Origin of the sequence: Brevibacterium yomogidense (genome assembly GCF_900163715.1) — a bacterium.
Classification (GTDB): domain Bacteria; phylum Actinomycetota; class Actinomycetes; order Actinomycetales; family Brevibacteriaceae; genus Brevibacterium; species Brevibacterium yomogidense_A.
Genome location: NZ_FWFF01000020.1, coordinates 243,109 through 265,720, shown reverse-complemented (window position 1 = coordinate 265,720; position 22,612 = coordinate 243,109). Strand labels below are relative to the sequence as shown.

Genomic DNA, 22,612 nt, shown 5'->3' with positions numbered 1-22,612 from the left:
GGAAGACGGATGGAAGGAGAGCGGAGGCGACGTGGTGACAGGGACTGGGGCTGGGAGTGGGGCTGCCGCCGGGGCCGAGGCCGGAGCTGCCGCCGGGGCCGAGGCCGCGGTGGCGACTGAGGCCGGGACTGAGGTCGTGCGGCTGGGGCCGCACACCGTGCAGCTGAGACCGGAGAACGGCGGGAAGTATCCCTACGGGAACCCGCTCGTCGTGCAGGGAGCGGAGCGCACGGCGATGCTCGACGCCTGCCTCCATGCGGCGCCGGTCGACGTCGACCTCCTGCTCATCAGCCACTACCACGAGGACCACACGGTCGCTGCGGGCCGATGCGCGGGTGAGGTGTGGGTCCACGAGCGCGATGCGGAGGCCGTGCGCTCCGAGACGGAGTTCGCACAGGCGATGGCGGTTCCGGCGTCCCAGATGGACAGAATGCGCGAGGAGTTCCGCTGGTCACCCGTCCCGAGCGCCCAGGCGTTCGTGGACGGACACGTATTCGACCTCGGCGGCGGTGTGCGGATCACCGCGCTCCATCTTCCCGGTCACACCCCAGGGCACTCGGGGTTCTTCATCGAGCCGGATGGCGTGGTGTTCCTGGGGGACGTCGACCTCTCCTCGTTCGGGCCGCTCTACAGCGACGCGGAGTCGCGCATCGCGGACTTCCGGGCGACGCTCGATCGCTGCGCCCAGATCGAGGCATCCGTCTATGCCGCGGCCCACCACAAGGGGCCGTACTGGGCCCGCGATGAGTACCTCGCGGCGCTGCGCGTGTACGCGGATGTGCTCGATGAGCGCGAGCGGAAGGTCCTGGACCTCGTGCGCGCCGGAGCGACGACGGCGGAGGAGATGGTGGGTCGGGGCGTCGTCTACCGCCCGGGCAGACGGCCGGCGTTCGCAGATCAGGTCGAGGTCAGTACGTGTGGGAAGCACCTGGACGACCTGGTGGAGCGCGGAATCCTTGCGGTGGACGCGGGCGGCGCACACACGATCGTGTGAGGGCCCGTCAATGGGGGACCATGCCGACGAGTGCTGACTCGTGACGAACCGTTTGATTGCCAGGAGCGGCCTGGGTGAGAACAGGTCTTTCCACGTCAGCTGGAAGATCCGGAATCCGGCGTTCCTGAGGGCGTAGTCCCGTCGGCGTTCCCGTTCGAAAGCAGAATCGCCGTCCCGGCTCGCATACCCGCAGACCACGGACGGGTCCATGTCCAGCCTCAATTCGCACGCGTCATGCGACGCTCGCACGTCATCGATCAGGTGTTCTTCATGTACCTACGCAGCCGTGGCGTTGCGACATAGACGTTCCTGACCGGCTCAGAAGTGAACGTTTATGGTGCACTCCGTGCGCTCCATCCCGAGAAGGCGATGTTCGGTGAACACCTTTGTACACAAGGTACACATGTGTTCACTGAAAGGGTGAGATGCCTACACCGCTGAACCCGTTCCGGCCGACCGCCGGCGCCGAGTCACCACTATTGGTGGGCCGAGCAGGGTTGTTGGATGAGTTCTCATATGGGCTTCAGATTCGCGCCGGCGCCCCTGGCCTATTGACGATCTTTACCGGCGCACGAGGAGTGGGCACGACTGTCATGCTCGGTGAAGCCGAGGACGAAGCACGCCGTGCCGGGTGGGCGGTGATCTCCGAGACCGCCACTCGCGGGTTCCTCGGCCGAATTGGTCAGGCCATGTATCCGCTAGTCGATCAGCTCGGCTCCGGGCCACCCACACGGCGGATCACCGGCCTTGGGGTCGCCGGGTTCTCGGTAGATACCGAACTGCCCCCGGATCAGCAGACTAGCTGGCGCCAGCTAGGCGAAGAATTGCTGCGGCTGCTGGATGCTCAGAGGACCGGGTTGGCTATCACCCTGGATGAGATCCACGGTGTCGACCGGGACGAGCTGGCCCAGCTGGCGGCCGCAGTCCAACATTTCATCCGCGCTGAGCTGCCGGTGGCTCTGGTGTTCGCCGGTCTACCAGCCGCTGTCTCGGATCTGCTCGACGAGAGTGTAGCCACCTTCTTGCGTCGGGCCGACCGTATTGATCTCCACGCTGCGGCAGTCGACGAGGTCGAAGCGTCCTACGCGGAGGTCTTCGCGGCCCTGTCGACCCCGGTTGCTTCAGGCCTGTTACGCACCGCGGCCGAGGCTACCGGTGGCTATCCCTTTCTGATCCAGCTTGTCGGCTACCATCTGTGGCAGGTCGCCGAGACCGTGCCCGGGCCCCTGGAGGGTGAGCAGGTGCACCTAGCCATATCTGCCGCCCGCCGCCGTAATACCCGCATGGTTATCGGTGCGGCCTTGGCTGCAGTCTCTCCCCCCCCAAAGACCTGGAATTCCTCCGCGCTATGGCCGAAGACGACGGACCCTCAAGAACCGCCGACATTGGCCGGCGCCTGGGCGATGCCCGCAATACCATCGGCAACTACCGCGCTCGCCTCATCGACGCAGGTTTGATCGAATCAGCAGGCCACAGTCTGATCGATTTCGCCATTCCCAGCCTCCGCGACCACCTGCGCACCTGATCCGGTGGACTGCCATGCGGCACGCCACAACTCTCTTCTCGAGCTCGCGCGTGGTCATTTCTCCGGCCGTGTTCGGGGTTCATCCGTCGGTGGCGTGAAGATTGGCTGTGACTTTCGCCGGTAGATGGCGGTGTTCTGTCGATGCTCCGTGGCGGTCTCCGCTCCCGAACGATGCGGGCGGGGCTGCACTGACACGTTCCGTAAGCCGATCCCTCGATCGGGATGCTCCCGCACGACGGCACCGTGCCCCAGCCGCCGGGTATCCTCCTCCGCGGGGATCGACAGACACACGAACGACTCTCCCCGTCGACGGCCTCAGGCCGGTGGCGTTACCAGTACAAGCGATGCTGCATCCACGCCGTCCCGTGTGCGAATCTCGGGCAGGTCGGAGTCCTCCGGCGTCGCCATCTGCATTGCCACCCTCGCTTGCTCGACCGCCGAGGCGACGGACTGCGCTGAGGCGATGGCTGCGTAGAACTTGGCCCCGAAGTTCACGGCGGCCAGGTCCGTGATCGACTCCGACATGCCGATGACGGTCGGCACCGTATGGAGAAGGTCCTCAGCACCCTCCAGGCTCTCGCAGGCGTTGAGGACGACGAGCCGGGGCGGGTCATCCGTAGCGCCGAGGATCCGGCCCAGCAGGCCGAAATCCACTCCCGCCCCTTCCAGTGAACCTTCGTCGTCCTCCAGCAGGACGCCCCATGAAGAGGCGTGGCCGGAGAAGTGAACCACGTGTGGCCGGTGGTTGTTCAGGCCGTCGATCAGGTCCTCGCCTGTGGCCGCAGGGAGATGCTCGACGGTCACCTGATCACGGAAGTTCGCGGCCCGAAGCGACTGTTTAACCTGGCGTACCTCCTGGCCCACGCGCAGCCAGACGCCGTTCGTCTCGACGGAACCGTCCGGGTGCTGCATGGTCGTTTCAACGGCGTGTGGGTTAGCGGTCAGGTACAGGATTCGCAGCGGTTCGGGTGTGGGTGGCTGCACCTCGACGTAGCGAACCTGCGTGGGAGGTCGGCTCAGCCTGGCTACTTCCCGAGCGTGGCTCTTCTCCTTCTGACGGCGACGCTGGTCCTGCTGGTCTCGTGTGCGCTGCTGACTTCGCTCCTTCTGCCGCCGACGCTGGACCTCGCGGTCCTGGGCGCGCTGTTCGCTCTCCTCGGCGCTTCGAAGCGAAGTCCGCTTGGTGCCCACCGACTTGTTCGCCTCCGCGATCTTGCGCCCCAGCTCGGCAACCTTGTTGCTCGCGGTCGTGGCTTCCTTCGCCTTGCGCTCGGCGGTGGACCGCGCCATGCGGCGCGTCGAGTCGCTCTTGGTGCTTCCGGCCTCGTCCCGTTTCTTGCGAGTCGCTGCCACCGCGCCGTCTGCCGTCTTCTGTGCCCTTGTCTGTTCCTTCTGGTATCCCGCCACCTTTGCTTCCAGACTGGCGATCTCTCGTCTAAGTTGGTCACTGCGTGCCATGGGTTCCTCCCTCTCGTTACTGACACAATGGCAGGAAGCACTGACAGCCCTGGCGGGCTCGGCGAACCATCCTGACGCACTGGGACCACCCGGAGTCAGAATCGACCGATTGTGGCTCACTCGACCGCGGGACGCATCTGGGCCGATCGGCAGCTCTATTGCAGAAGAAGATGACATGTTGTGCATCTACTTCAATGACGAGTTGGCGGAGACCGCGGGAGCTGTCGAGCAGCGGGCACCCTCAAGCTTCGGCTCCACCTAATTGAAGAGACTTTCCCCGGTTACCGGAAGACTTCTCGCCATGCCTCTCCCGCTGGTCACTCGGGCAGCAGACGTTTATTGAGCGCTGGTGGGTCGCGTGCATTGAGAGCGCCCTTGCCGGCCGATTGCCTCGGTGAACAAGCATCGGCTGGACTTCGTCCGCCAGCACGACAAGCTGGCCCTCATATGATCTGCGACGCGCCCTTATTCTGGCCTCTTCGCTCGGTCATGAGGTGCCAAACAAAGCCACCTAGTAGGGCTACGAGTCCAGCGATCCCAATGATCTGACCAGCAACTGCTGCATCAGTGCCCTCGCTGCCGTTCACGATCAGGATGCCCAGCAGGGCTACCGCTCCACCGATGAGGGAAATTTTCTCCCCAACGGTGAAAGGAAGGGCCTCCTCCGCGGACCGGTTGTACGCGATTCGCTGGATCAGTCCAACGATCCACGCGACGAGACCCGCTATCGAGATCAGCGCGCCGACCGTCGTCAATGCTCCCAGCAGAACGCTGCCTCCGAGGAACGCAAGAGCATATCCCCCGACTACCCCGAAAGCGCCCCACTTTAGAGGCGCATGACCAGTTTTCTTCATTCTCGCATCTTCGCATATCGGTATGAGTGGGCCGAGCAGCTTCAGCGGATCAGTATTGGCCGTCCGCTGCGGCCTGAAACCGGTCGGCGTGAACGTGCTGCGAGTGTGGCGGCGCCACGGCATGCCGCAGACAAGGCGGTGCGGCAAAGCGGGCAAGAGGCAAGACGGCGAAGCGGCACCACGGTGCCGCGGCATGGCGGCATGGCGTCATGCCGCGGTGGCAGCGCGGCGGCATACTCAAGGCATGAAACTTGCGATTGCAAACGTGAAGGGCGGTGTGGGGAAGACGACCACCGCGATTTATCTGGCTACTGCTCTCGCTCGAACCGGTGAGACAGTGACAGTGCTCGACGCGGACCCGCAGGGAAGCGCCAGCGAATGGGCAGACTTGGCAGATGCACTGGGCGCCCCGTTGCCGTTCTCGGTCCAGTCGGCGAATCTGCGGACGCTGGGCAATCTGACACCCAGCGATGGTCACGTAGTCATAGACACCCCTCCTGGCGGGGCTGACACGATCCGTGCCGCCGTGGATGCGGCCGACCTTGTGATCGCGCCTGTCACTCCTAGTGCTATGGACGTGAGTCGTACGTGGGCCACTCTCGATGGGGTGGCGCACGGTGCGCCTGCGGTTGTGCTGCTCACCCGTTTCGCCAAGGGTGAGGATCTCTCGTGGGAGACGTTGACCGCGCTTCGCACGGCGGAGGACGTGCCGCTCTTCGCTGCGCTCATTCACCGTCGCTCTGTTCTGGCTCGGTCCGCGAATGGCCCAATAGCGGCTGACCTGCTCAACTACGACCGCGTTCTTACTGAGAGCAAGGAGGTACTGGCATGACCGCCAAGAAGTCACCATCGTTGAACGCCACCCTGAAGCGCCGCAAGGAGCAGTAGGAGGACGCGAAACCGCGTCCGACTTTCGTGAAGGAGGCTCCCGTTACGGAAGGAGTGACAAAACTTTCGGTGCGACTCCCTAACGAGCTGCACAGGAGGCTCAAGATTAAGGCGGTCGTGGACGAGCGTTCGATTCAGGAGCTGGTGGTCGCGGCAGTGGAGCAGATGGTTGCGGAACACGACAGCCAGCGGGCGTAAGCCGCCATGCCGTCGTGACGGCAAAGCGGCTGTGGCGGGATTGAGCCCAGAATGCGGCTGTGGCAGGGTCAGTGGCGATACTGGCGAAGCCGCAGTGCCAGCAGTGCCGCACGACAACGAAAGCGAGCGAGGAGGCTTTGGCGTGGGCGCTGGAGAACGATTCCCGTGGTGCACCCATCGTGGTGATGGTGGGGAGACAACGACGGAAGGGTTCGACGCTTGGGCGGCTTTCCGGCCTGACGGAACCGGCGGCCTCTCCTCTCGGATGAACGGACGCCCACAGTGAAGCGCGCGTGGATCCTCGTGGCTGGAATAGTGTACGCGGTGCCGCTGGGCGTGTTCGTCGCCGGAGGGCTGGACGCATTGCCATGCCAGACGACAGCGCACCCCAGGGAAAGCGCAGACGAGGCGGTCGAGATCCTGCGCGTGATTGACGGAGACACGATCCTCGTGGACCGCGACGGCTACGAGGATCGAGTGCGAATCCTCGGGATCGATAGCCCGGAGGTCGCCCGTGACGGACTGCCGGGGGAGAGGTGCGCGGACGAGGCGACCGCACTCACAGAAATGCTGACGGCCGACGCTGACGTCGTCATCGTCACTGATCCATCTCAGTTGGAGCCTGATCCCTACGGCCGCACGCTGGCCTACGTCGAGGCGGACGGTCAGGACGTGAGTGGGGCACTGCTGAGTGCGGGATTGGTAGAGGTTTACGAGTCCGCTCCGGAAATCGCCCGGGATGCCGACTATGAAGAGTTGGCTGCGGAGGCGGAATTGCCGGACCGTGAGCGCTAGTGGCGGATTCGGGTTCAGAATACCGACAGGTCAACGCCCAACTAAGGTCATATAACAGTCTATAGCAGATTCTAACCTTCTCTACTTTGGTGAGGTGAAGCGCACGACGGTCTCGATCCCTCCACCGCCTGACGATGAGTTTCGTCGTTCTCCGTTTACGCCGACGTTCGGGTCGACACCGCCCGCGCTGGTGGGCAGGCAGCAGGAGGTCAATGACTTAGCGTATGCCCTCGATAACGGTCCGGGTTCGAAGGGGCGAGCCACGTTCGTGACTGGCCAGCGTGGCGTCGGCGCGTCGGTGATGCTGAACGTCCATCACGACATCGCGGCGTCGCGTGGGTGGGTGAGCATCCATGCCTCAGCCTCGAAAGGATTCGCCCGTCAGCTCACGGAGGCGCGTCTGCCTGAAGTCCTCGAACCGTTGGACTCCGCCACCTTGTCGAAGTCGAAGGGTCTGCTGAAGGTTTAGTTGACTCCGGGGTTTATGCCGCCAGAGCGACGGCATCGTGGTTAACAGTCTCGTATTCGACCGGGGTCAGTTTGCCCAGCCGCCGCTTTCGTCGACGGCGATGGTAGGTCCGCTCGATCCAGTGAATGATCGTTGCCCGCAACTCGTCGCGCGTGCCCCACGTGCGTCGGTCGAGCACGTTGTTCTGCAAGTTCGCGAAGAACGCCAGCTGGAATCTCCGAGATCTGAACTGGCTGCCGCGATCGGAGTGGACCACGCACCCAGCCACCCTGGAAACCCCGCCACGACGGGCCACCGCGTCATTGAGCGCCGCCACAGCCAAGCGGGACTTCATCCTGGAATCGAGGGCGTAACCGACGATCCGGTTGCTGTAGACGTCTTTAACCGCGCAGAGGTAGATCTTCCCTTCACGCGTGCGATGTTCCGTGATATCCGTCAACCACAACTCATTGACACCCTCGGCGGTGAAGTCCCGCTCGACGCGGTCATCACAGACCGGCGGGCCAGGCTTCTTGCCGTTCTTCCTGGCCTTCCTCACCGTCTGAGAGAACAGGCGCTGCTGGGAGCACAGACGCCATACGCGCCGCTGTGAGGCCCGGTGACCGGCGACCTGAAGCTCATCCGCGATGAAGCGGTGGCCGAACTCGAGATCATCGGCGTGGATGTCGTAGGCGGCGTTGAGCAGGTGCGCTTCGTCCCAGTCCCGGTCCGAGACGGGATGCGCGTACCATGCGTAGAAGGCCTGCTTCGAGCCCAATACCCGACAGGTCACCGCCACCGGCACTCCGGCGGCGGCAAAGTCACGGACCAGCGGGTACATCATTTTGGGGACGAGCCGCCCAGCTTCAGATTCGCCTGCGAGAGATACGCTACGGCCTCACGGAGCACCTTGTTCTCGCGTTCGAGCTCACGGATACGCCGCAGCGCCGCGGACTGCGCGGTTCTCGTCCGGGTCCCGCGTAGGCTGGATTCCGTGCTCGTGGAGACGGGAGCCCCTCACCCACGCCTGCAGCGCTGACTTCGAGACCCCGAGATCGGCACAGACCTGCATCTGCGTCATCCCACCGGCAATGAGATCCAGCGCGGTCTGCTTGAACTCCTCGGTATAGATCTTCGGCATGACTTCATCCTTCCTGGTTCCAAACCAGTCGTGAAGTCAACCGAACCTTCAGCAGACCCACTGGGGGCAACAGTCATGCCGGGCCCGACAGGCCAGCAACCTCATTCCTGTAGAAGTACCGGGGCGACGAACACGGTAACGGGGCAATGGCTTCAGAGCGCAGCGTCCCTTGCAGCCGTCCCGGCCCGGTGCACCATCTTCGCAGCCGCGTCCGACCTCCCCCCCGAGGGGATAAAGAACCGCACCCGCGCCACCGGCGGACCTGCCGAGCAAAAAGGGGTGCCGGCCCTCCCGAGGAAGAACCGGCACCCGCTCTTGACATAATGGTCGGTAGTGGCCAAAAATGGCTGTGGTGCTCATCACGGCACCCACGTTGTCCCGCTCGGGCAGCACAAAGCAGTGCGGCACATCGGGTCGAGCTGACAAGGAGGAAGTTGATCCGACGAGCGTGATGGCGGTGTATTGCTATCAGTCGGATTGGTTGCTCCGCGCGACGGGATCAGCCGCGGCACGAGTTTCAGAGAGACCGGTTCGAATCGCGAAGCCGGGAAATAGCACGGTAGATCAATGCATCTATTCGACCATCAGGCAGAAACGGAAAATGCATGTTCAAGTATCGCAATGGCGCGGGCATCCAAAACAAGGTATTCCCTCTAATGGCAATCATGGCACTCGGGCTCGTGGGTTGTGCCAGCAGCGTCGGAAACACTGCGCAATCGGGAGAGCAGGTCAACGGCTTCGACTATGGCGCAGACCAGGGAGCGGTAGAAGAGACTATCACCGGATTGGAACCCGTCACGATCACCTATCAATCTGATGCAGCATCGCCCAACGGCGTGACCGCGAAGGCTTCGGAGATGTGGAAGGAGGAGATCGAGAAGCGATCGAACGGTCAGATAACTGTCGACATCGTATGGGGTCAGAGTATTGCCGGCTTCACCGAAATCGGCGATGCATTGGTCGACGGACGCATAGACGTCGCATCGATGATCATCGCTTACGAGCCGGCAGAGTATCCCGCCTTCGACTCCTTCGCCAAGCTGTCGGCTGCGATCCCGCCATCGCCGATGGTAGGTGAACTCATCTCGTCCGGAGTGGGGTCAGAGTTCGGCTGGTCCACACCGGCGCTCACCGAGGAGTTCGAGGCGCAGGGACTGGTACCGCTGGCTCCATTCGGCGGAACGGGTGAGTACTACTACTTCTGTAATTCGCAGAATACCGGTACCGCGTCCGAGGACTGGGTCGGGCGACAGATCCGAACCGGTACATCCTCGCACCACACGGTGCTGGGAGCGGCTGGCGCAACCCCTGTGTCGTTGGAGATGGCTGAGTCCTTCGAGGCACTGGAACGGAACACCGTCGACTGCACGCTTCAGCAGGCGGGCACGACGCTGACCTACGGGATCACAGAAGCCGCCCCCAATCTGAGATTCGCCGACAGTACGTCGAATTCCGGCCGCTTCTCAGCCGGCCTGGTCGCCGGCTCAACCTTCTCTGAGCTGCCGCTCCCGTACCAGCAGGTCATCTTCGATGCCACGCCCGCACTGCAAAGTGGATTCCTCGAGAGCGTCGTCAACTCGGGGGTCGGGATCACCGAGCAGTCTCTGGCCTCGGGCGGAAGCGTCGAGCCTTTGCCGGCGGACTTCCAGGAGACGGTCCAGGTCACACAGACCGAGATGATCCAGGAGGCCGGAGCTACAGGGGTCCTCGGAGAAGATCCCGAAGCACGGGTCCAGGAACTCGTGGAGAAGTGGGAAGGGATCGTCGAGGAATACGGATTCACCGACGGCGGCGACATCTCGACGATGCACGACTGGTATTCCGCCGACGGCAAGGACTATCGCGGCTTCGCTGACCGCGTATTCGATGAGGAGGCGGCCGGCCACAGGCCTGAATGATCGGTGTCCAGGCAGTGGGGCGATTCTTCGCGCCGAATGATCACCGGTGTTGGGCGTACCGACTGCCTGGGGTCGATAGAAACCAGAAATGTATCGATCGTCGAGCACATCATCTCCGTACCACTGCAGTTGTGATGTGAGGAGAGAAGGAACGATGAAATCTAACATAATAGCACAGCATGATCTGACTGGTCGGAACGTCCTGATCACGGGCGCGGCATCCGGGATGGGTCTGGGCGAAGCGCGGGAGCTGGCTGCTCTCGGGGCGCATGTCTGGCTATCAGATGTGGACGGCACCAAGGTTGAGGAGCAGGCCGCCATTATCTGTGCGGACGGAGGACGTGCCCAGGGGACGGCTCTCGACGTGACGTCGTGGAACGACTGGGAGAGAGTCGCCGGCGAAATCAGCGACGTCTCGGGTCGGCTCGACGGCTTGGTTAATAATGCCGGCGTCAGCTTTCGCTTCGGAATCCTTGAGACGTCGGCGGAGGACTGGGATCGTGTGATGTCGGTGAACCTGTCGGGCGTCTTCTACGGCATGAAGGCATGCTTCCCGCTGCTGGAGAAGTCCACCTCCGGATCCATTGTGAACATCTCATCCGGAGCCGGGATGATGGGTTATCTGCCAGCAGCATATACGGCCAGCAAATGGGCTGTACGCGGTCTGACGAAGACTGGGACCTTGGAATTCTCATCGTCTGGAATCAGGGTGAACTCGGTGCATCCGGGCCTGGTGTCCACTCCGATGCTGAGTTCGGGCGCCGACGGAGCCGACTTTATCAAGCGCGGTCTGAAAGGCGTCCCAGCAGGTCGTGTGGCATCGCCGGACGAGATCGTTAGTGCGGTCGCATTCCTGGTGTCGGATGCTTCGAGCTATATCAACGGTGCTGAGATAGTCGTCGACGGCGGGATGCTGGCGGCCGGGCTAAATTACCATGCCCAGTCCGTCACGCTCGATTGAGACGGCCTCGACGCCCGTCCCTCTTTTCAGATGATCCGGCACTCAGGCGAACCAGACCGATCGCGGTCCGGAGCGCTCCGACGCCTTCGAGTAGGCAGCGAAGCCGCTCCCGGCCGAACGAGGGGAGACTCGTCTCTGACCGAGTGAGCATCACCACCGGACCCCTCGCTGGTGCCGGCGGCGCCAACCGGCTCTGTGCCTACTTTCCAGGTTCAGCGCCGATGCGCCGGCATCGCCCATGGATCACAGACCCGCGACGGACGATGGCGCGCGACAAAGATAGGAAGAAACTGTAATGACGCAGACTCTGCACATAAGGACCACCCGATATGCCGAGCTGAGGGAGAAGCTGAGGCTCGACTTCGATCCTGAGACGGTGCAGGCTCGCTACGACAAGGAGCGGTCCATCAGGATGCGGAAGGACAGCGGCCGTCGCTACCTCCGTGTGGAAGGCGAATATGCCGACTACTTGACTGATCCGTACACGCCGCGACCGGATCGCGAAGCCAGGACCGAGAGCGTCGATGTGGTCATTGTCGGAGCCGGATTCGGGGGACTGCAGGCCGCCGCCCGTCTCAAGCAGGCCGGGGTGGATCGGATCCGCGTGATCGACAGAGCTGGAGACGTCGGCGGGAACTGGTATTGGAACCGGTATCCGGGGGCTGCGTGCGACTCGGAATCGTACTGCTACCTCCCTCTCCTCGAGGAGACGCAGTACATGCCGACGAAACGGTATGTCGATGCGGCAGAGATCCAGCAGCATGCACGACGAATCGCCGAACATTTCAAGTTCGACGACGGACTGATGATGAGCACTACGGTGACCGGGATGACCTGGGACGAGTCGTCATCCTCCTGGCTGGTCGCCACGGACTATGGCGATGAGATCACATCCCGGTTTGTTATCGTGGCCGGCGGTGAGCCCGGAAGCCCGAAGTTGCCCGGGATACCCGGGATCGCAGACTTCGAAGGCCACTCGTTCCTATCCCAGCGCTGGGACTTCGAGTACACGGGTGGAGACATCCAGGGCGACCTTGTGAATCTCGCCGACAAGAGGGTAGCGATCATCGGTACTGGAGCCAGCGCGCTGCAGGCTATTCCTGCCTTGGGCCGCAGCTCCGAGCATCTGTATGTCTTCCAGCGGACGCCGTCCGGCGTCGATCCGCGCAACAACGAGGAGACCGATCCCGAGTGGTGGAATAGCCTGCCTGCCGGCTGGCAGGAGGCCCGCATGCGTGACATGGCCGTCACCGTCGGGGTGAGCGGAACTCCAACGGAGGAGATCTACGACAACGGATTCGCCGACCAATCGCGCGCCCGAGTCGAATTCGCCGCCGATATCCGTGAGCGAGCCCGAGCGGCGGACGTGGAAGTCGACGACTACACCGTTATGAAGCTGGCGAACATGATGTATATGGAACGGCTGCGAGCTCGCTACGACGAAGAGGTGGATGATCCAGAGACCGCGGAGGCGCTGAAGCCGTACTACGATCTGTGGTGTAAACGTCCGACGTGGAACGACGAATATCTGGCTACGTTCAACCGGGAGAATGTCACGCTGATCGATACTGCGGGAATGGGTGTCGAACGCATCACCAATAACGGGATAGTTGCGCTCGGAAAGGAATTCGAGGTTGATCTCATCATCTACGCCTCGGGTCTTGAGATCGGCAATCCGGACCTCTTCAAGCTCGTCCGGTTCCCCATCGTCGGTCGTGGCGGTGAAACGTTGGAAGATCACTGGGCAGATGGATTCCGGACATGGTTCGGCATCCAGGTGCACGGCATGCCGAACTACTTTCAGATGTCGCTGATCGGGAACGGTCTGGGTTCAAACTACCTGCATGCCAACGGCAAGCAGGCGGAGTACATCGCGTATGTGGTGAAGCGGTGCAACGACGAGGGCATCGTCGCCGTCGAACCGACCGAGAGCGCAGTGGACGAGTGGTCGAGCATCCTCGAGATGTCCCACGAGTTCCCCGCGGCCAGGGTCCAACAGCAGTTCCTGTCGGAATGCACCCCTGGGCTCCTCAGCAATGAGGGCGACCCGCTGAATCCGCGCGGCGTATTCAAAGCGATCTATGGCGAACGAGGAGTCGGATACATTGATCGGCTGGGCGAGTGGCAGGATGCGGGAGACATGCGCGGTCTCTCAGTGTCGAGTAGGGACGGAGTCGGAGCGAAATGACACACAACACAGCGTCGCTGGAGGGTCGCGAGACGCAGTACGAGGAGTTCGGCGAGGCAGAGGACCCCGTTCTCATGGTGATCTCCGGCATCGGAAGCCATATGTACGGCTGGCCGACCGGGATGTGCGTCGAGCTCGCATCGCGGGGCCTTCGGGTGATCCGTTTCGACAACCGCGACACGGGCTTCGCGACGAAGACGACGACTCCTCCGCCGGCATTGGTCCCTCAGGATGCCGAAAACGCCGGACCTGGATTGCTCGGACTTGCAGCGGAGCCTCCGTACGGCCTTCACGACATGGCGGCCGACATGGTCCAACTCATGGACTTCCTCGACATCGGAAGCGTCCATGTTGCAGGCATATCGTTTGGCGGGATGCTGGCGCAGCGCCTGACGATAGACTGGCCCGACCGTGTGCTCAGCCTGGCCTCAATCATGTCGACGTCCGGCTCCCCAGACGTGGAGCCTTCCGATCCCGAAGCAATGGACCCGATCATGCGACTCACGGACGGGACGCTTGCCAACGTCATCGACAACGCGATCGAATTCGCCCGTATCTCCGGAGGCCCCCACGTCGATGAGGAGACGCTTCGGAGTTTCACCACTGAATCCTTCGAGCGTGCGTACGATCCCCAGGCGAGGGCGTACCATTTCGGGGCGCAGCTGGCCGATGGCGACCGTTCGGAGGAACTGGGTTCGGTTTCGGCTCCCGCACTTGTAGTCCATGGGTTGCTCGACCGTCTGATTGATGTGTCCGGCGGCCGGTCGACTGCGGAGAGCATCCCCGGGGCGGAGTTGCTCGAACTCAGTGATATGGGTCACTCCATAGTTGCGCCGTCGCTCTGGCCGGTGCTCGCCGATGCGATCACCCGCAACGCGCTCGCTCCTGCCTAGATTGCACAGGAAGGCGCCGGAGCGGACTTTGTCCTGCTCCGGCGCCTTCCTGTGCAACGGCGGGACGATGGGCAAAGGTCTGCTAAATCGGTCAGGGCTGATGGCTCTAGCCAAGTCGATCCGACTGGTTTACCGTCTTGTGAGCGTTCCTGCCACGGACGGACGTATCTCATGACGGTCTGCATCCCCGATCACGCGCGGGTGAATCGTTGGTGCCGCAGCATCGACGGAAGTAGACTGACTTGGGAACTTGCATTCGAGAGGGAAACAGAACCTAGATGACCGGCCAGGTGAGTTCAATTTCAGAGGGTGACCTGAATCGTTCCGGCGGTCGAGCTGCCAAGCCGGCTCTCGGGCGCCCGCGAGAGCTGCGCATCGATCATGCAGTCCTTAGGGAGGCGCTCGTCGAGATCAGCACCAGGGGTCTTCGGAATCTCCGGATCACGGCAATTGCAGATCGCGCTGGTGTTTCGAAAGCGTCAATTTATTCGCGCTGGCCGACTCGTGAGTGCTTGATCACTGCTGCTCTCACCGTGGATAATTTTGTGGCGACGAAGCCGTGCACGGGTACCCTCCGAGGCGATCTCCGATACATCATCAGCCAATGGGCCGAGATGTACAGGGATCCGGTGATGCTCAACTTGTTCACGCAGTTGGATGCGGACCGCTCGCATTATCCGGAGATCGTCGAAACCTATGTTCAGAAGGTGCGGTCTCCTGCGAACAAGGCCGTCGAGGACGTCATCAGCACGGCGCGGGATCGCGGAGAGCTCAGAGACGGAGTAGATATCGGAGTTACTGCACGAGTGATCGTCGGGTCTTTGAGATTCCAGACACAACTCGATGGCCCGGTATCGACACGCTTCGAGCGAATGTTGCTGGATTTCGTATGGAATGCGATCGCTAAGGACGCTTCAGGCACAGAGTCAGCGGTTGCTCGATCACTCGAACTCGAGTCCGGACCGGCACAGGAATAGCATCCTCGAGGACGGGCCAGACTGCCTCTTCGGTATGTCGCTGGAGCGGCCTACCGGTCACCTCATGAGCATGCTCATGCGAGGCGCTCTGCGACTCGTTGAAGCGGAAGTTGTAGGCGTCGGACTTGCGCCCGGATTTCGCTCGTGCCGTCCACCCACGCGGCACGGTGTCGGCGTTCGCCGCCGGTTCGACGGCGTTGATGAATTCTTCGACTGCTTCCGGGTTGCTGGCCGGCTGGACCGTTCTCTGCCGGCGGGAGTAGGCGGCCGGAAGGCGGGGAGCGGCCCCCTCAGACTTTCTGCCGAAGCACCGTCTTCTGGATCTTGCCGGTGCCACTGCGCGGGAACCCTTCGCGGATGACGACGTCCTTGGGCAGCTTGTAGCGGGCCAGCTTGCCATCGCAGAACTCGCGGATCTCCTCCAGCGATGGTAGTTCCTCTTCGTTGCGCGGAACCACCACGGCAACCGGGATCTCGCCCCACTTCTCGTCGCGTCGCCCGACGACGGCCACCTCGGCGACCTTGGGGTGCCAAGCAACGACGTTCTCCAGTTCGGCGCAGTAAATATTCTCCCCACCGGAGATGATCATGTCCTTGACCCGGTCGACCACGTAGAGAAAGCCCTCCTCGTCCTGCCGGACGAGGTCCCCGGAGTGGAACCAGCCGCCGTGGAACGCCTCGGCAGTCGCCTTCGGGTTGTTCCAGTACCGGCTCATGAGGCCCGGCCCCTGGTAGACGATCTCGCCGACCTCACCGTGGGGCACGTCGTTCATCTCCGGGTCGACCACCCGGATCGAGAAGTTCCGGTCCGGTTTGCCCACCGATCCGAGCTTGCGCAGCGAGTCCTCGTGGCTGAGCGACACCCCACCGCCGGAGGTCTCCGTCTGCCCGAAGGCCGCTTGCGAGCCCGCCTCGGGAAACACCTCGCGTAGGGCGGTGAGCAGCGCCTCGGTCGCTGGCGCCGCGCCCCAGCCGTAAAACCCCAGCTTGATGTCCCGCGGCCGGCGGCGCTGCTCGTCGACCATGAGCTGCCATTGCGAGGGCACCATGAACGTCACGGTGATTCCGTGCTCCTCCATGAGGTCGAGAATGTTAGCCGCGTCGAACCCGGTGGACGGGGTGATGACAGTTGTGGCGGCATTGGCGAGGTTCGTGTCTATCGCGTTGAAGGCGGCGATGTGGAACATTGGGGAGGCCAGCAGTCCCACCTCCTGCCCCGGCCGGTATTGCCCGGAGACCGAGGAGCGCATCGTGGTCGACAGCACGCTGGAGTAGGACAGCACCGCGCCCTTGGGCCTGCCCGTCGTGCCGGAGGTGTATATGATCGCCTGATCGTCGGTGAGACTGCGGATCATCGGGTCCGGCACGGACTCCGAGGCGCCGATCGGGCCTGGTCCGGCGAGCTCGGTCAGGTCGAACATCGTCAGCGGTGCATCGCCAATGGCGTCCCGCGTGACATCGGCCCGCTCCGCGTCCGTGACGACGACCGTCGGTTCGCAGTTGCCTAGGATGTAGGCGATCTCGCCGGCCGCCAGCCGGAAGTTCACCGGCACGATGATCGCGCCGAGGTAATTCGTGGCTAACACGACGACAGGAAACGCGGCACAGTTACCCGCCACGACCGCCACCCGGTCATCGGGCCTGACCCCCGCGGCATGCAGGCGCGCGGCCACCACCTGAACACGGAGCAGGAGTTCCCCATAGGTGACGCTCGTCGTCGAATCGACGAGCGCGAGGCGGTTGGGCAGCTCGCGGGCGTGGCGGAACAGGGATGCCACGGGCAGGTGCGTGCGGGAGAGTTCAAGTTCGATCGTCAAAGCAACTCCTTCGTTGCGACTTCACGGTCACTGAGCAATCATTAGGTTTGTTAATTGTAGCGAAGGCAGACTGTTAGTTGATGTCGTGGCCGGTTCGGTTACCTAGCGGACATTCTTGGCCACAGCCGGTCATACGGCCGTAGATCCGACGTGGACAAGATGGCAAGCTGGTAGCGCGCCTCAGAATCTACCGTTAGACAAGACGCTGGCGTGCCTTACTCGTTGGACCAGTCCAGTCGGAACAAGTCCGGGACGGTTAGAGGAGAATGCGGCAATGGCTCCGGCATATCCCGTTCGCCATCCGGGCCCGTCTTGTTCGGATCATAGGTGTGGAACGGTCCGGCAGGATCGAGGATGACCCGCATCATCGGGTCCAGGTAGTCACGGAAGAACGCCACGATCCCCGGCCCACCTTCCAGCCGCATCTTTTCCCACGACGCCCACAGCGCTTCCAGGCGCATGACGACCTCCGAGTAGCGCCACCACTGCGGGTCCCACCGGAACTGCGAGACATCACGCAGCGGCCGCGAGTAGTTCGGCAGGAGCCAATCGGTTACCCAGGCATCCAGAGATGAGTAGAACGGCTCGAACGCCGGTGGCTCCTCGACTGGTTCATCCGCTTCGAAGTCATCGGACATGCTGTTCCTCCTTGCCGATCTGCGACTCGTAGAACTCCTGGGACGCCTTCACATCGTCGACGTAATCCTTCTGCGAGAAATGCTCCAACTCCAACAGCGCGGCCGGCTGACCCGAAGCAGTCATCACCGCGCGACCACGCGGTAACTGAGCCAGGTCCGAAGGCTCCATGATCCGTTCACGCTGGACCGACGTGGACGAGGACCGACCACCCATCCGGCCGCCCCCCTGACTCTGCGAGGTCCGCTTCACCACGTCGCGGTCACCGATGAGCGAGGATAAGAACGGCAGGAACCGATCTTCTGACAGGCCCGATCCGGCGACGCGAATGTTTGCGGCCGACCACATCTTCTTCATGCCGTGCTCTCCGAACGCCTCTATTCCCTGTTCGAAGGACTGGAAGAACGTCGACACGACGATCCCGCGCGAGCCGTAGTGGCTGTAGAGGTCCGGCAGTTCCGGCCACCGGACCACGTTCGCCGCCTCATCGAGCACCGCCATGAGCGGAGTCGAGAGCCGGCCCCCGGCCTGCCGGGAAGCCACCCGCTCAGCCGTGTGCAGGATCGCCATGACCAACGCTGCCGTGATCGCACGCGCCGACCCGCCGCCCTCGCGGCTGATGAGGTAGATCGTGTCTGAGGACTTCACAAACGCCTCTGGATCGAACTGAGGCCGGTTCGGGTCCGCATCCGGTCGCACCCACGAAGCGACCTTGGGATTGCCCAGGATGCCCACCCAGGTGCGCACCTGACCGAAGATGCCGTCACGCTGCTTCGAGGTCACCTTCTGATTGCCCTCAAGGTTCTCCGCGTGACCGAACTCGCCAGCGTCCCGTAGCAGGCGTACCGCCGTGAAGTCAGTCTCGTCATTGACCCACCGGTACACGTCCGTGATCGGACGCTGACCGAGTGCAGCAGCAAAGATGTAGCGCGATAGCACGCCCTTGGCTGTCGGCCCGAAGTACGCATCCTCGCGCGCCTTCGCGTTCGTCATGGCCGAGACGAACACATCGGTCAGCTTCTCCGCGTTCTCCATGCCGTCTACGAAGCTCAGCGGGTTCCAGTATCAGGACGCAGGTTCACCGATGATGCCCTGCACGTCGTGGACCCACACCACGCCCTCACGTGAACGCGGACCCCGCGTGAGGTCGACGATGTCGCGCTTGTTCGAGGTGGCCACGACTGGCCCCTTCGTCTCCAGGATCTGCGGAACACACACGCAGGACGTCTTACCCGCACGCGGACCCATGATCCACAGCTGCACCCACTCCCACGACGCGAACAGCCGCTTGCGGTTGTTCACCAGCTTCGCCAGGGGCACACCCTCTGACGCTCCACTCGCGCCGAGACGTTCCGCATCGGCGGCCTGCCGCTTCGCCGTCAGCTCGTCCATGTCTTTCACTCGCGCCATGGACGTCGCGCGATCGTCGACGCGGGAGCGGCCCCCTGTCTGTCGCCACGCGGCCCACCCCAGCAATGCCGCGACAGCGAACAGCGCCAGCACTGATAAACCGAACACGGTGAGCTGACCGGCCGTGACAGGCACGCTGCCGCCGAGCTGGCCGAAGATCATGGTCGCGGGATTCGCTGATCCGGTCGCTTCCTTCACTGGAGTGCTGGTGAGTCCTCCGATCCACCACGCGGCCGCGATCAGGAACACCACGGCGAGACCGCCACCGAGAATCAGCCACGGCAGTTCGTCACTCTGCGGCTGCGGGCGCCGCCCTGCTTGTCGTGCCATCACTGCCCCTTACCTTTTCTCTCGCGCAGCGTCTTCGTCCCTGGGTTGTTGTAGTGCTCGAGCAGAGCTTTAGCCCACGCCTCATACAAGCGCCCCGCGTCCTTCACATCTTTCGTGTTCTTCTTTAGCTCGTTACGGGTCTTTCGGTGCGTCCATGCGTTGACGAAGCTCTCCGGCTTCTCGACCATTGCCTCAGCTCCACCCGGCAGCGCGATCACACCAACTAGAACTCGCTGGAGCTGTTGCCGTCTCTGGGGCGTAGTGGTTGCATCCGCGAATGCAAACACGCCACCTGCGAGAACCACGACAGCGACGACAAACCACGGCACCGGGGATGCGACGTCTGCTAACTCTGCGGCGTCTGCGCGTTCTGTCGCGAGCTGCTGGGCCCGATAGAAGGAGAACGCTCCGAAGGCGTAGCTCAGCCCGCCAGCCGCCCAAGACGCGGCAGCACCTGGCACGCCGGTCCGGCGAATGGCCTCATCAGCGTCGACATACGCGAGCGCGATCTCCGCACGCTTGCGCAGCCAGCCCTCGGCAGGCCATTCCTTATCAGGCCCGAACCGTTCTTGAACCTCTCTCTCCCAATACCCACGTTTGGCGGGATTCCTGCTGCGGATACCTGCAAGGATCGGGATGAGACCCCCGACCAGGGCGACGACGATTGGCACTACCCACTCGCTCATCGGTCAGCTCCCGACGCATCGTCGCGACGGTCGGACGTCTTCGACCATGCCTGGTTCGTGTCGTTGACTCGACCCTCGATGCTGGTCATCACGGACTGGAACGGGATTCCCGGCTTCTTGCCGATCTTGAGAATGAACTTCCCCAGTCCCGGTGGGGATGCTGCCCGGTTCGTGTCGGGGTTGATGCCGCCTTCGGCGGACCAGTCGGTGATCATCGACTTCTCATCCTGGCTGAGCATACGTCAGGGTACCGTACACCTCGACGATGGCGTGCGCCTCCTCGTCGAGGAAGTCAGTGCGGGCGATGACACGACCCGCGCGATCGCGCACGACCACTTGAGCGGCGAACCCAGTGAGGCCGTACTCGTGGAAGCGAACAGCACAGACGGATTCCGCGGGGGACTCCCGCGCCCCATCCGCCAGAGCGATCGCGGTCCGCGTGCGTGCGACACCGGGACGCGTCCCTCGAGCCTCCAGTTGGTCTTCCAGGTCGGGCCGGGTCGTCATGCCGTGCCGCAGAGCGTGGTCGATCATGGGCACGGAGACATCGAGGTGATGGTCGGCGGCCACATCGAGGAGGGTGCGCGTCAGGGACGTGACGCGAAGGCCGTGGTGGATGACGCAAGCGCCCGCCACGCTGCGGTGGCGCACATGGAGCGACGCGTATCGCCTGGATCGTCTCGGCCTGCTGACCTCCGCGGTACTGACGACTGGACGGGTGAGTGGAAGGTCCCATACGAGAGCAGCGGAGATGTGGGACAGCGCCGCATCGTCGGGAAGCGAGTGACCGTATGAGGCGGTGAGGGCGCGGAGGAAACGGACATGCGCAACCAGGCCGTTCGGCCACGAGATTCGAGAAGGGAGGGCGGGACCCTGGGGGCCCTGGGGCGACGGCGGCTGCGCGTGCGGGGAGTGCGCTGCATCGGCACATCCGGGCAGCAGCACATACGAGCCGCGCCGGACGACATGGAGGCAGCAGCCGACCGCAGCGGTGATGTGGTTGCGGGAGAACCCCATCCGGGTGAGATCAGCACGTGTGAAGACATCGTCCATCCACCGAATGTCGTCGTCACGTGCGGGTTCGGCAACCCTCCATGCGAAGCTGTGGATGCAGAGAGGTCCAAGCGGTGAGCCTGTGACGCATCGCGGTCCACCGGACACGTAGTCAGCTAACCGCTGGCCGTTCGCCGCCGGCGTGTTCGATGCGCCGCCGTGGGCGCCGGTGGACTGAACACGGAAGCGGCGAACGGACCTGGCACACCCGCGTCCCGCTCACCTGAGCCAGCTCACCCGCCGCGCGCCGGCTCAGTGGATGCCGGGGATCACCGGGCGGATCGACTCGATCGTGCGCGATCCGTCAGCGGCGTGCGTGAGCACGGCCTCCAGCGACGCCATGGACTGCAATTCGGTCAGCAGGGCGAGCGTCGGCCGCATGAGGCGGTAGCGCCCTTCCGTCTCTCCGGTGAGCAGCTCGTCGACGCCCAGCCATTCGGAGTTCGTGGCCTCCGTCGTCTGGTGCGTCAGTTCCACCAGCTCCTCGCCCGCTGCGAGGAAGAAGTACGTGTCGAACCGCTTGGTCCGGCCGGGAGGGGTCACGAGGTTCGCCCAGGGGTGCAGCAGCGCAGGGTCGATCCGCTGCCCGGTCTCCTCCTCGACCTCGCGGATCGCGCACGCCAGCAGAGTGCGGACACCCTGCGCGGCCTGCGCCTCCGATGCGTCGTCGGAGTCGGGCTGCGTTTCCGGTGCGACGAGGCTGTCGCCCAGCCCCACCGTCGACGCATCGGTCTGCCTCCACGCGCGCAGCTGCGACGCGAGGAGCTCCTCCTCCAGGCCGAGGCCGTCGGCGAGCTTCACGTCCTCGGGGTCGACGCGGCCTCCTGGGAACACGACGACGCCGGCTGCGAAGTCCATCGTCGTCACGCGGTGCTGCACGAACACCTCGAGACCAGCCGTCGCAGATTCGCGCAGCATGATGACGCTCGTCGCCGGGCGCACCGGGACGCTCTTCGAGTAGTCGAGCGGCGCTCCTGTGGACGAGTGGGTGGGCCGGCCTGCGGCATCGGTGCCGACCGTGCCCGTCGCCTCCGCGTGCGTCGTCACGGCTCCGCTGGATCTCCGGCCGACGTAGCCGCCGGAACTCCTGCTGTCGCCGTCGGCTCCACCGGAACTCCCGGCGTCGCCCCCGTCGCCGTTCGACGCTGCCTGCGCCTCCGACACGAGCTTCTCGTGGTCCGCCGGGGCGGACAGGTCCGCACGGTCGTCGCCATGGACGAGCGCGGCGAGGTCGAAGCCGTTCGTCGGCGCTGATTCGGAACTCATGGGTTCTCCTCCGTTCACGGCCCGCTTCCACGAGGGCCCTGGTGCCGATGCTATCCCCGGCGGGACGGTCGTTCGTTCAGTGTCCACGATCCGTCCGTGGGTGCCCAGGCGCCACCACTGACAAACCGGTGGCCCAAACGCTACACTGTTGCTGAAACAGTCTTAGGCGATATCGCATTTGTGCCTCAACAGAAAA

At 63.5% G+C, this 22,612-nt stretch carries 20 protein-coding genes and 1 pseudogene; 10 read left to right on the top strand and 11 right to left on the bottom strand.

Going from position 1 to position 22,612, the window contains the following annotated elements; all coding sequences use genetic code 11:
• The first annotated feature begins 31 nt into the window (after nt 1–31).
• Together FM105_RS13710 and FM105_RS13705 are read left to right on the top strand one after the other, a co-directional pair.
• Nucleotides 32–994, top strand: a complete 963-nt coding sequence (locus FM105_RS13710; protein ID WP_179207198.1) for an MBL fold metallo-hydrolase — start codon at nt 32–34, stop codon at nt 992–994.
• Between the two features lie 425 nt (nt 995–1,419).
• Nucleotides 1,420–2,451 carry an AAA family ATPase gene (locus FM105_RS13705; RefSeq protein WP_373404786.1) on the top strand — a complete coding sequence of 344 codons (1,032 nt, stop codon included), beginning with the start codon at nt 1,420–1,422 and terminating at the stop codon, nt 2,449–2,451.
• A gap of 383 nt (nt 2,452–2,834) precedes the next feature.
• Here FM105_RS13705 and FM105_RS13700 read toward each other — a convergent pair whose 3' ends face one another.
• Both FM105_RS13700 and FM105_RS13695 read right to left on the bottom strand, forming a co-directional pair.
• Complete coding sequence (locus FM105_RS13700) at nt 2,835–3,977, bottom strand: CHAT domain-containing protein (protein WP_179207197.1); 1,143 nt, start codon at nt 3,975–3,977, stop codon at nt 2,835–2,837.
• A gap of 443 nt (nt 3,978–4,420) precedes the next feature.
• Nucleotides 4,421–4,831 (bottom strand): hypothetical protein, encoded by a 411-nt coding sequence (locus FM105_RS13695; protein WP_087009146.1) that lies wholly within the window; start codon nt 4,829–4,831, stop codon nt 4,421–4,423.
• Between the two features lie 244 nt (nt 4,832–5,075).
• Here FM105_RS13695 and FM105_RS13690 point away from each other — a divergent pair, with 244 nt between their 5' ends.
• The 3 genes from FM105_RS13690 to FM105_RS13680 all read left to right on the top strand — a co-directional run bounded on the left by FM105_RS13690 (nt 5,076) and on the right by FM105_RS13680 (nt 7,181).
• Entirely contained in the window at nt 5,076–5,663 is a 588-nt protein-coding gene (locus tag FM105_RS13690) for a ParA family protein (protein ID WP_179207196.1), read from the top strand.
• 536 nt (nt 5,664–6,199) lie between these two features.
• Nucleotides 6,200–6,712, top strand: coding sequence for a thermonuclease family protein (locus tag FM105_RS13685; RefSeq protein WP_087009142.1), 513 nt, complete (start codon nt 6,200–6,202; stop codon nt 6,710–6,712).
• 94 nt (nt 6,713–6,806) lie between these two features.
• Entirely contained in the window at nt 6,807–7,181 is a 375-nt protein-coding gene (locus FM105_RS13680; protein ID WP_179207195.1) for an ATP-binding protein, read from the top strand.
• A 13-nt stretch (nt 7,182–7,194) separates the two neighbouring features.
• Here FM105_RS13680 and FM105_RS13675 read toward each other — a convergent pair.
• Nucleotides 7,195–8,301: pseudogene (locus FM105_RS13675) on the bottom strand (IS3 family transposase).
• Nucleotides 8,302–8,906: 605 nt separating this feature from the next.
• Between FM105_RS13675 and FM105_RS13670 the strand changes: the two are divergent.
• From FM105_RS13670 to FM105_RS13650, 5 genes are all read left to right on the top strand, one after another.
• Nucleotides 8,907–10,199, top strand: coding sequence for a hypothetical protein (locus FM105_RS13670; protein WP_087009140.1), 1,293 nt, complete (start codon nt 8,907–8,909; stop codon nt 10,197–10,199).
• A gap of 154 nt (nt 10,200–10,353) precedes the next feature.
• Complete coding sequence (locus FM105_RS13665; RefSeq protein WP_087009138.1) at nt 10,354–11,160, top strand: SDR family NAD(P)-dependent oxidoreductase; 807 nt, start codon at nt 10,354–10,356, stop codon at nt 11,158–11,160.
• 295 nt (nt 11,161–11,455) lie between these two features.
• Entirely contained in the window at nt 11,456–13,348 is a 1,893-nt protein-coding gene (locus tag FM105_RS13660) for a flavin-containing monooxygenase (protein WP_087009136.1), read from the top strand.
• The gene (locus tag FM105_RS13655; RefSeq protein WP_087009134.1) at nt 13,345–14,241 is read left to right on the top strand and encodes an alpha/beta fold hydrolase; all 897 of its coding nucleotides are present in this window, start codon (nt 13,345–13,347) and stop codon (nt 14,239–14,241) included. The genes FM105_RS13660 and FM105_RS13655 overlap by 4 nt, the downstream gene beginning before the upstream one ends.
• A gap of 278 nt (nt 14,242–14,519) precedes the next feature.
• The gene (locus FM105_RS13650; RefSeq protein ID WP_087009132.1) at nt 14,520–15,218 is read left to right on the top strand and encodes a TetR/AcrR family transcriptional regulator; all 699 of its coding nucleotides are present in this window, start codon (nt 14,520–14,522) and stop codon (nt 15,216–15,218) included.
• Between the two features lie 290 nt (nt 15,219–15,508).
• On the opposite strand, the gene FM105_RS13645 is transcribed toward FM105_RS13650, so the two are convergent.
• The 8 genes from FM105_RS13645 to FM105_RS13615 form a co-directional block, all read right to left on the bottom strand.
• Complete coding sequence (locus FM105_RS13645) at nt 15,509–17,035, bottom strand: AMP-binding protein (RefSeq protein ID WP_087009129.1); 1,527 nt, start codon at nt 17,033–17,035, stop codon at nt 15,509–15,511.
• A gap of 215 nt (nt 17,036–17,250) precedes the next feature.
• Nucleotides 17,251–17,673: a DUF4913 domain-containing protein gene (locus FM105_RS13640; protein WP_087009127.1), complete on the bottom strand. Its 423-nt coding sequence runs from the start codon at nt 17,671–17,673 to the stop codon at nt 17,251–17,253.
• Entirely contained in the window at nt 17,663–18,706 is a 1,044-nt protein-coding gene (locus tag FM105_RS14965; RefSeq protein WP_256970417.1) for a type IV secretory system conjugative DNA transfer family protein, read from the bottom strand. The genes FM105_RS13640 and FM105_RS14965 overlap by 11 nt, the downstream gene beginning before the upstream one ends.
• Nucleotides 18,707–18,736: 30 nt before the next feature.
• Nucleotides 18,737–19,411 (bottom strand): hypothetical protein, encoded by a 675-nt coding sequence (locus FM105_RS14960; protein WP_256970416.1) that lies wholly within the window; start codon nt 19,409–19,411, stop codon nt 18,737–18,739.
• On the bottom strand, nt 19,411–20,097 hold the full coding sequence (locus FM105_RS13630) for a hypothetical protein (RefSeq protein ID WP_087009125.1): 687 nt from the start codon (nt 20,095–20,097) through the stop codon (nt 19,411–19,413). Before FM105_RS13630 ends, FM105_RS14960 begins: the two co-directional genes overlap by 1 nt.
• A complete protein-coding gene (locus FM105_RS13625) occupies nt 20,094–20,336 on the bottom strand; it encodes a hypothetical protein (protein WP_179207194.1) in 243 nt (80 codons plus the stop codon). Before FM105_RS13625 ends, FM105_RS13630 begins: the two co-directional genes overlap by 4 nt.
• Complete coding sequence (locus tag FM105_RS14580; protein ID WP_143275895.1) at nt 20,320–20,667, bottom strand: hypothetical protein; 348 nt, start codon at nt 20,665–20,667, stop codon at nt 20,320–20,322. The genes FM105_RS13625 and FM105_RS14580 overlap by 17 nt, the downstream gene beginning before the upstream one ends.
• Nucleotides 20,668–21,402: 735 nt before the next feature.
• Nucleotides 21,403–22,416, bottom strand: coding sequence for an NUDIX hydrolase (locus tag FM105_RS13615; RefSeq protein WP_256970415.1), 1,014 nt, complete (start codon nt 22,414–22,416; stop codon nt 21,403–21,405).
• Nucleotides 22,417–22,612 lie beyond the last annotated feature (196 nt).

Coding starts and splice junctions, on each gene's coding strand:
- FM105_RS13705 (WP_373404786.1), top strand. CDS start 1,420: ATGCCTACACCGCTGAACCCGTTCCGGCCGACCGCCGGCGCCGAGTCA.
- FM105_RS13700 (WP_179207197.1), bottom strand. CDS start 3,977: ATGGCACGCAGTGACCAACTTAGACGAGAGATCGCCAGTCTGGAAGCA.
- FM105_RS13695 (WP_087009146.1), bottom strand. CDS start 4,831: ATGAAGAAAACTGGTCATGCGCCTCTAAAGTGGGGCGCTTTCGGGGTA.
- FM105_RS13690 (WP_179207196.1), top strand. CDS start 5,076: ATGAAACTTGCGATTGCAAACGTGAAGGGCGGTGTGGGGAAGACGACC.
- FM105_RS13670 (WP_087009140.1), top strand. CDS start 8,907: ATGTTCAAGTATCGCAATGGCGCGGGCATCCAAAACAAGGTATTCCCT.
- FM105_RS13665 (WP_087009138.1), top strand. CDS start 10,354: ATGAAATCTAACATAATAGCACAGCATGATCTGACTGGTCGGAACGTC.
- FM105_RS13660 (WP_087009136.1), top strand. CDS start 11,456: ATGACGCAGACTCTGCACATAAGGACCACCCGATATGCCGAGCTGAGG.
- FM105_RS13655 (WP_087009134.1), top strand. CDS start 13,345: ATGACACACAACACAGCGTCGCTGGAGGGTCGCGAGACGCAGTACGAG.
- FM105_RS13650 (WP_087009132.1), top strand. CDS start 14,520: ATGACCGGCCAGGTGAGTTCAATTTCAGAGGGTGACCTGAATCGTTCC.
- FM105_RS13640 (WP_087009127.1), bottom strand. CDS start 17,673: ATGTCCGATGACTTCGAAGCGGATGAACCAGTCGAGGAGCCACCGGCG.
- FM105_RS14965 (WP_256970417.1), bottom strand. CDS start 18,706: ATGGAGAACGCGGAGAAGCTGACCGATGTGTTCGTCTCGGCCATGACG.
- FM105_RS14960 (WP_256970416.1), bottom strand. CDS start 19,411: ATGGCACGACAAGCAGGGCGGCGCCCGCAGCCGCAGAGTGACGAACTG.
- FM105_RS13630 (WP_087009125.1), bottom strand. CDS start 20,097: ATGAGCGAGTGGGTAGTGCCAATCGTCGTCGCCCTGGTCGGGGGTCTC.
- FM105_RS13625 (WP_179207194.1), bottom strand. CDS start 20,336: ATGCTCAGCCAGGATGAGAAGTCGATGATCACCGACTGGTCCGCCGAA.
- FM105_RS13615 (WP_256970415.1), bottom strand. CDS start 22,416: ATGAGTTCCGAATCAGCGCCGACGAACGGCTTCGACCTCGCCGCGCTC.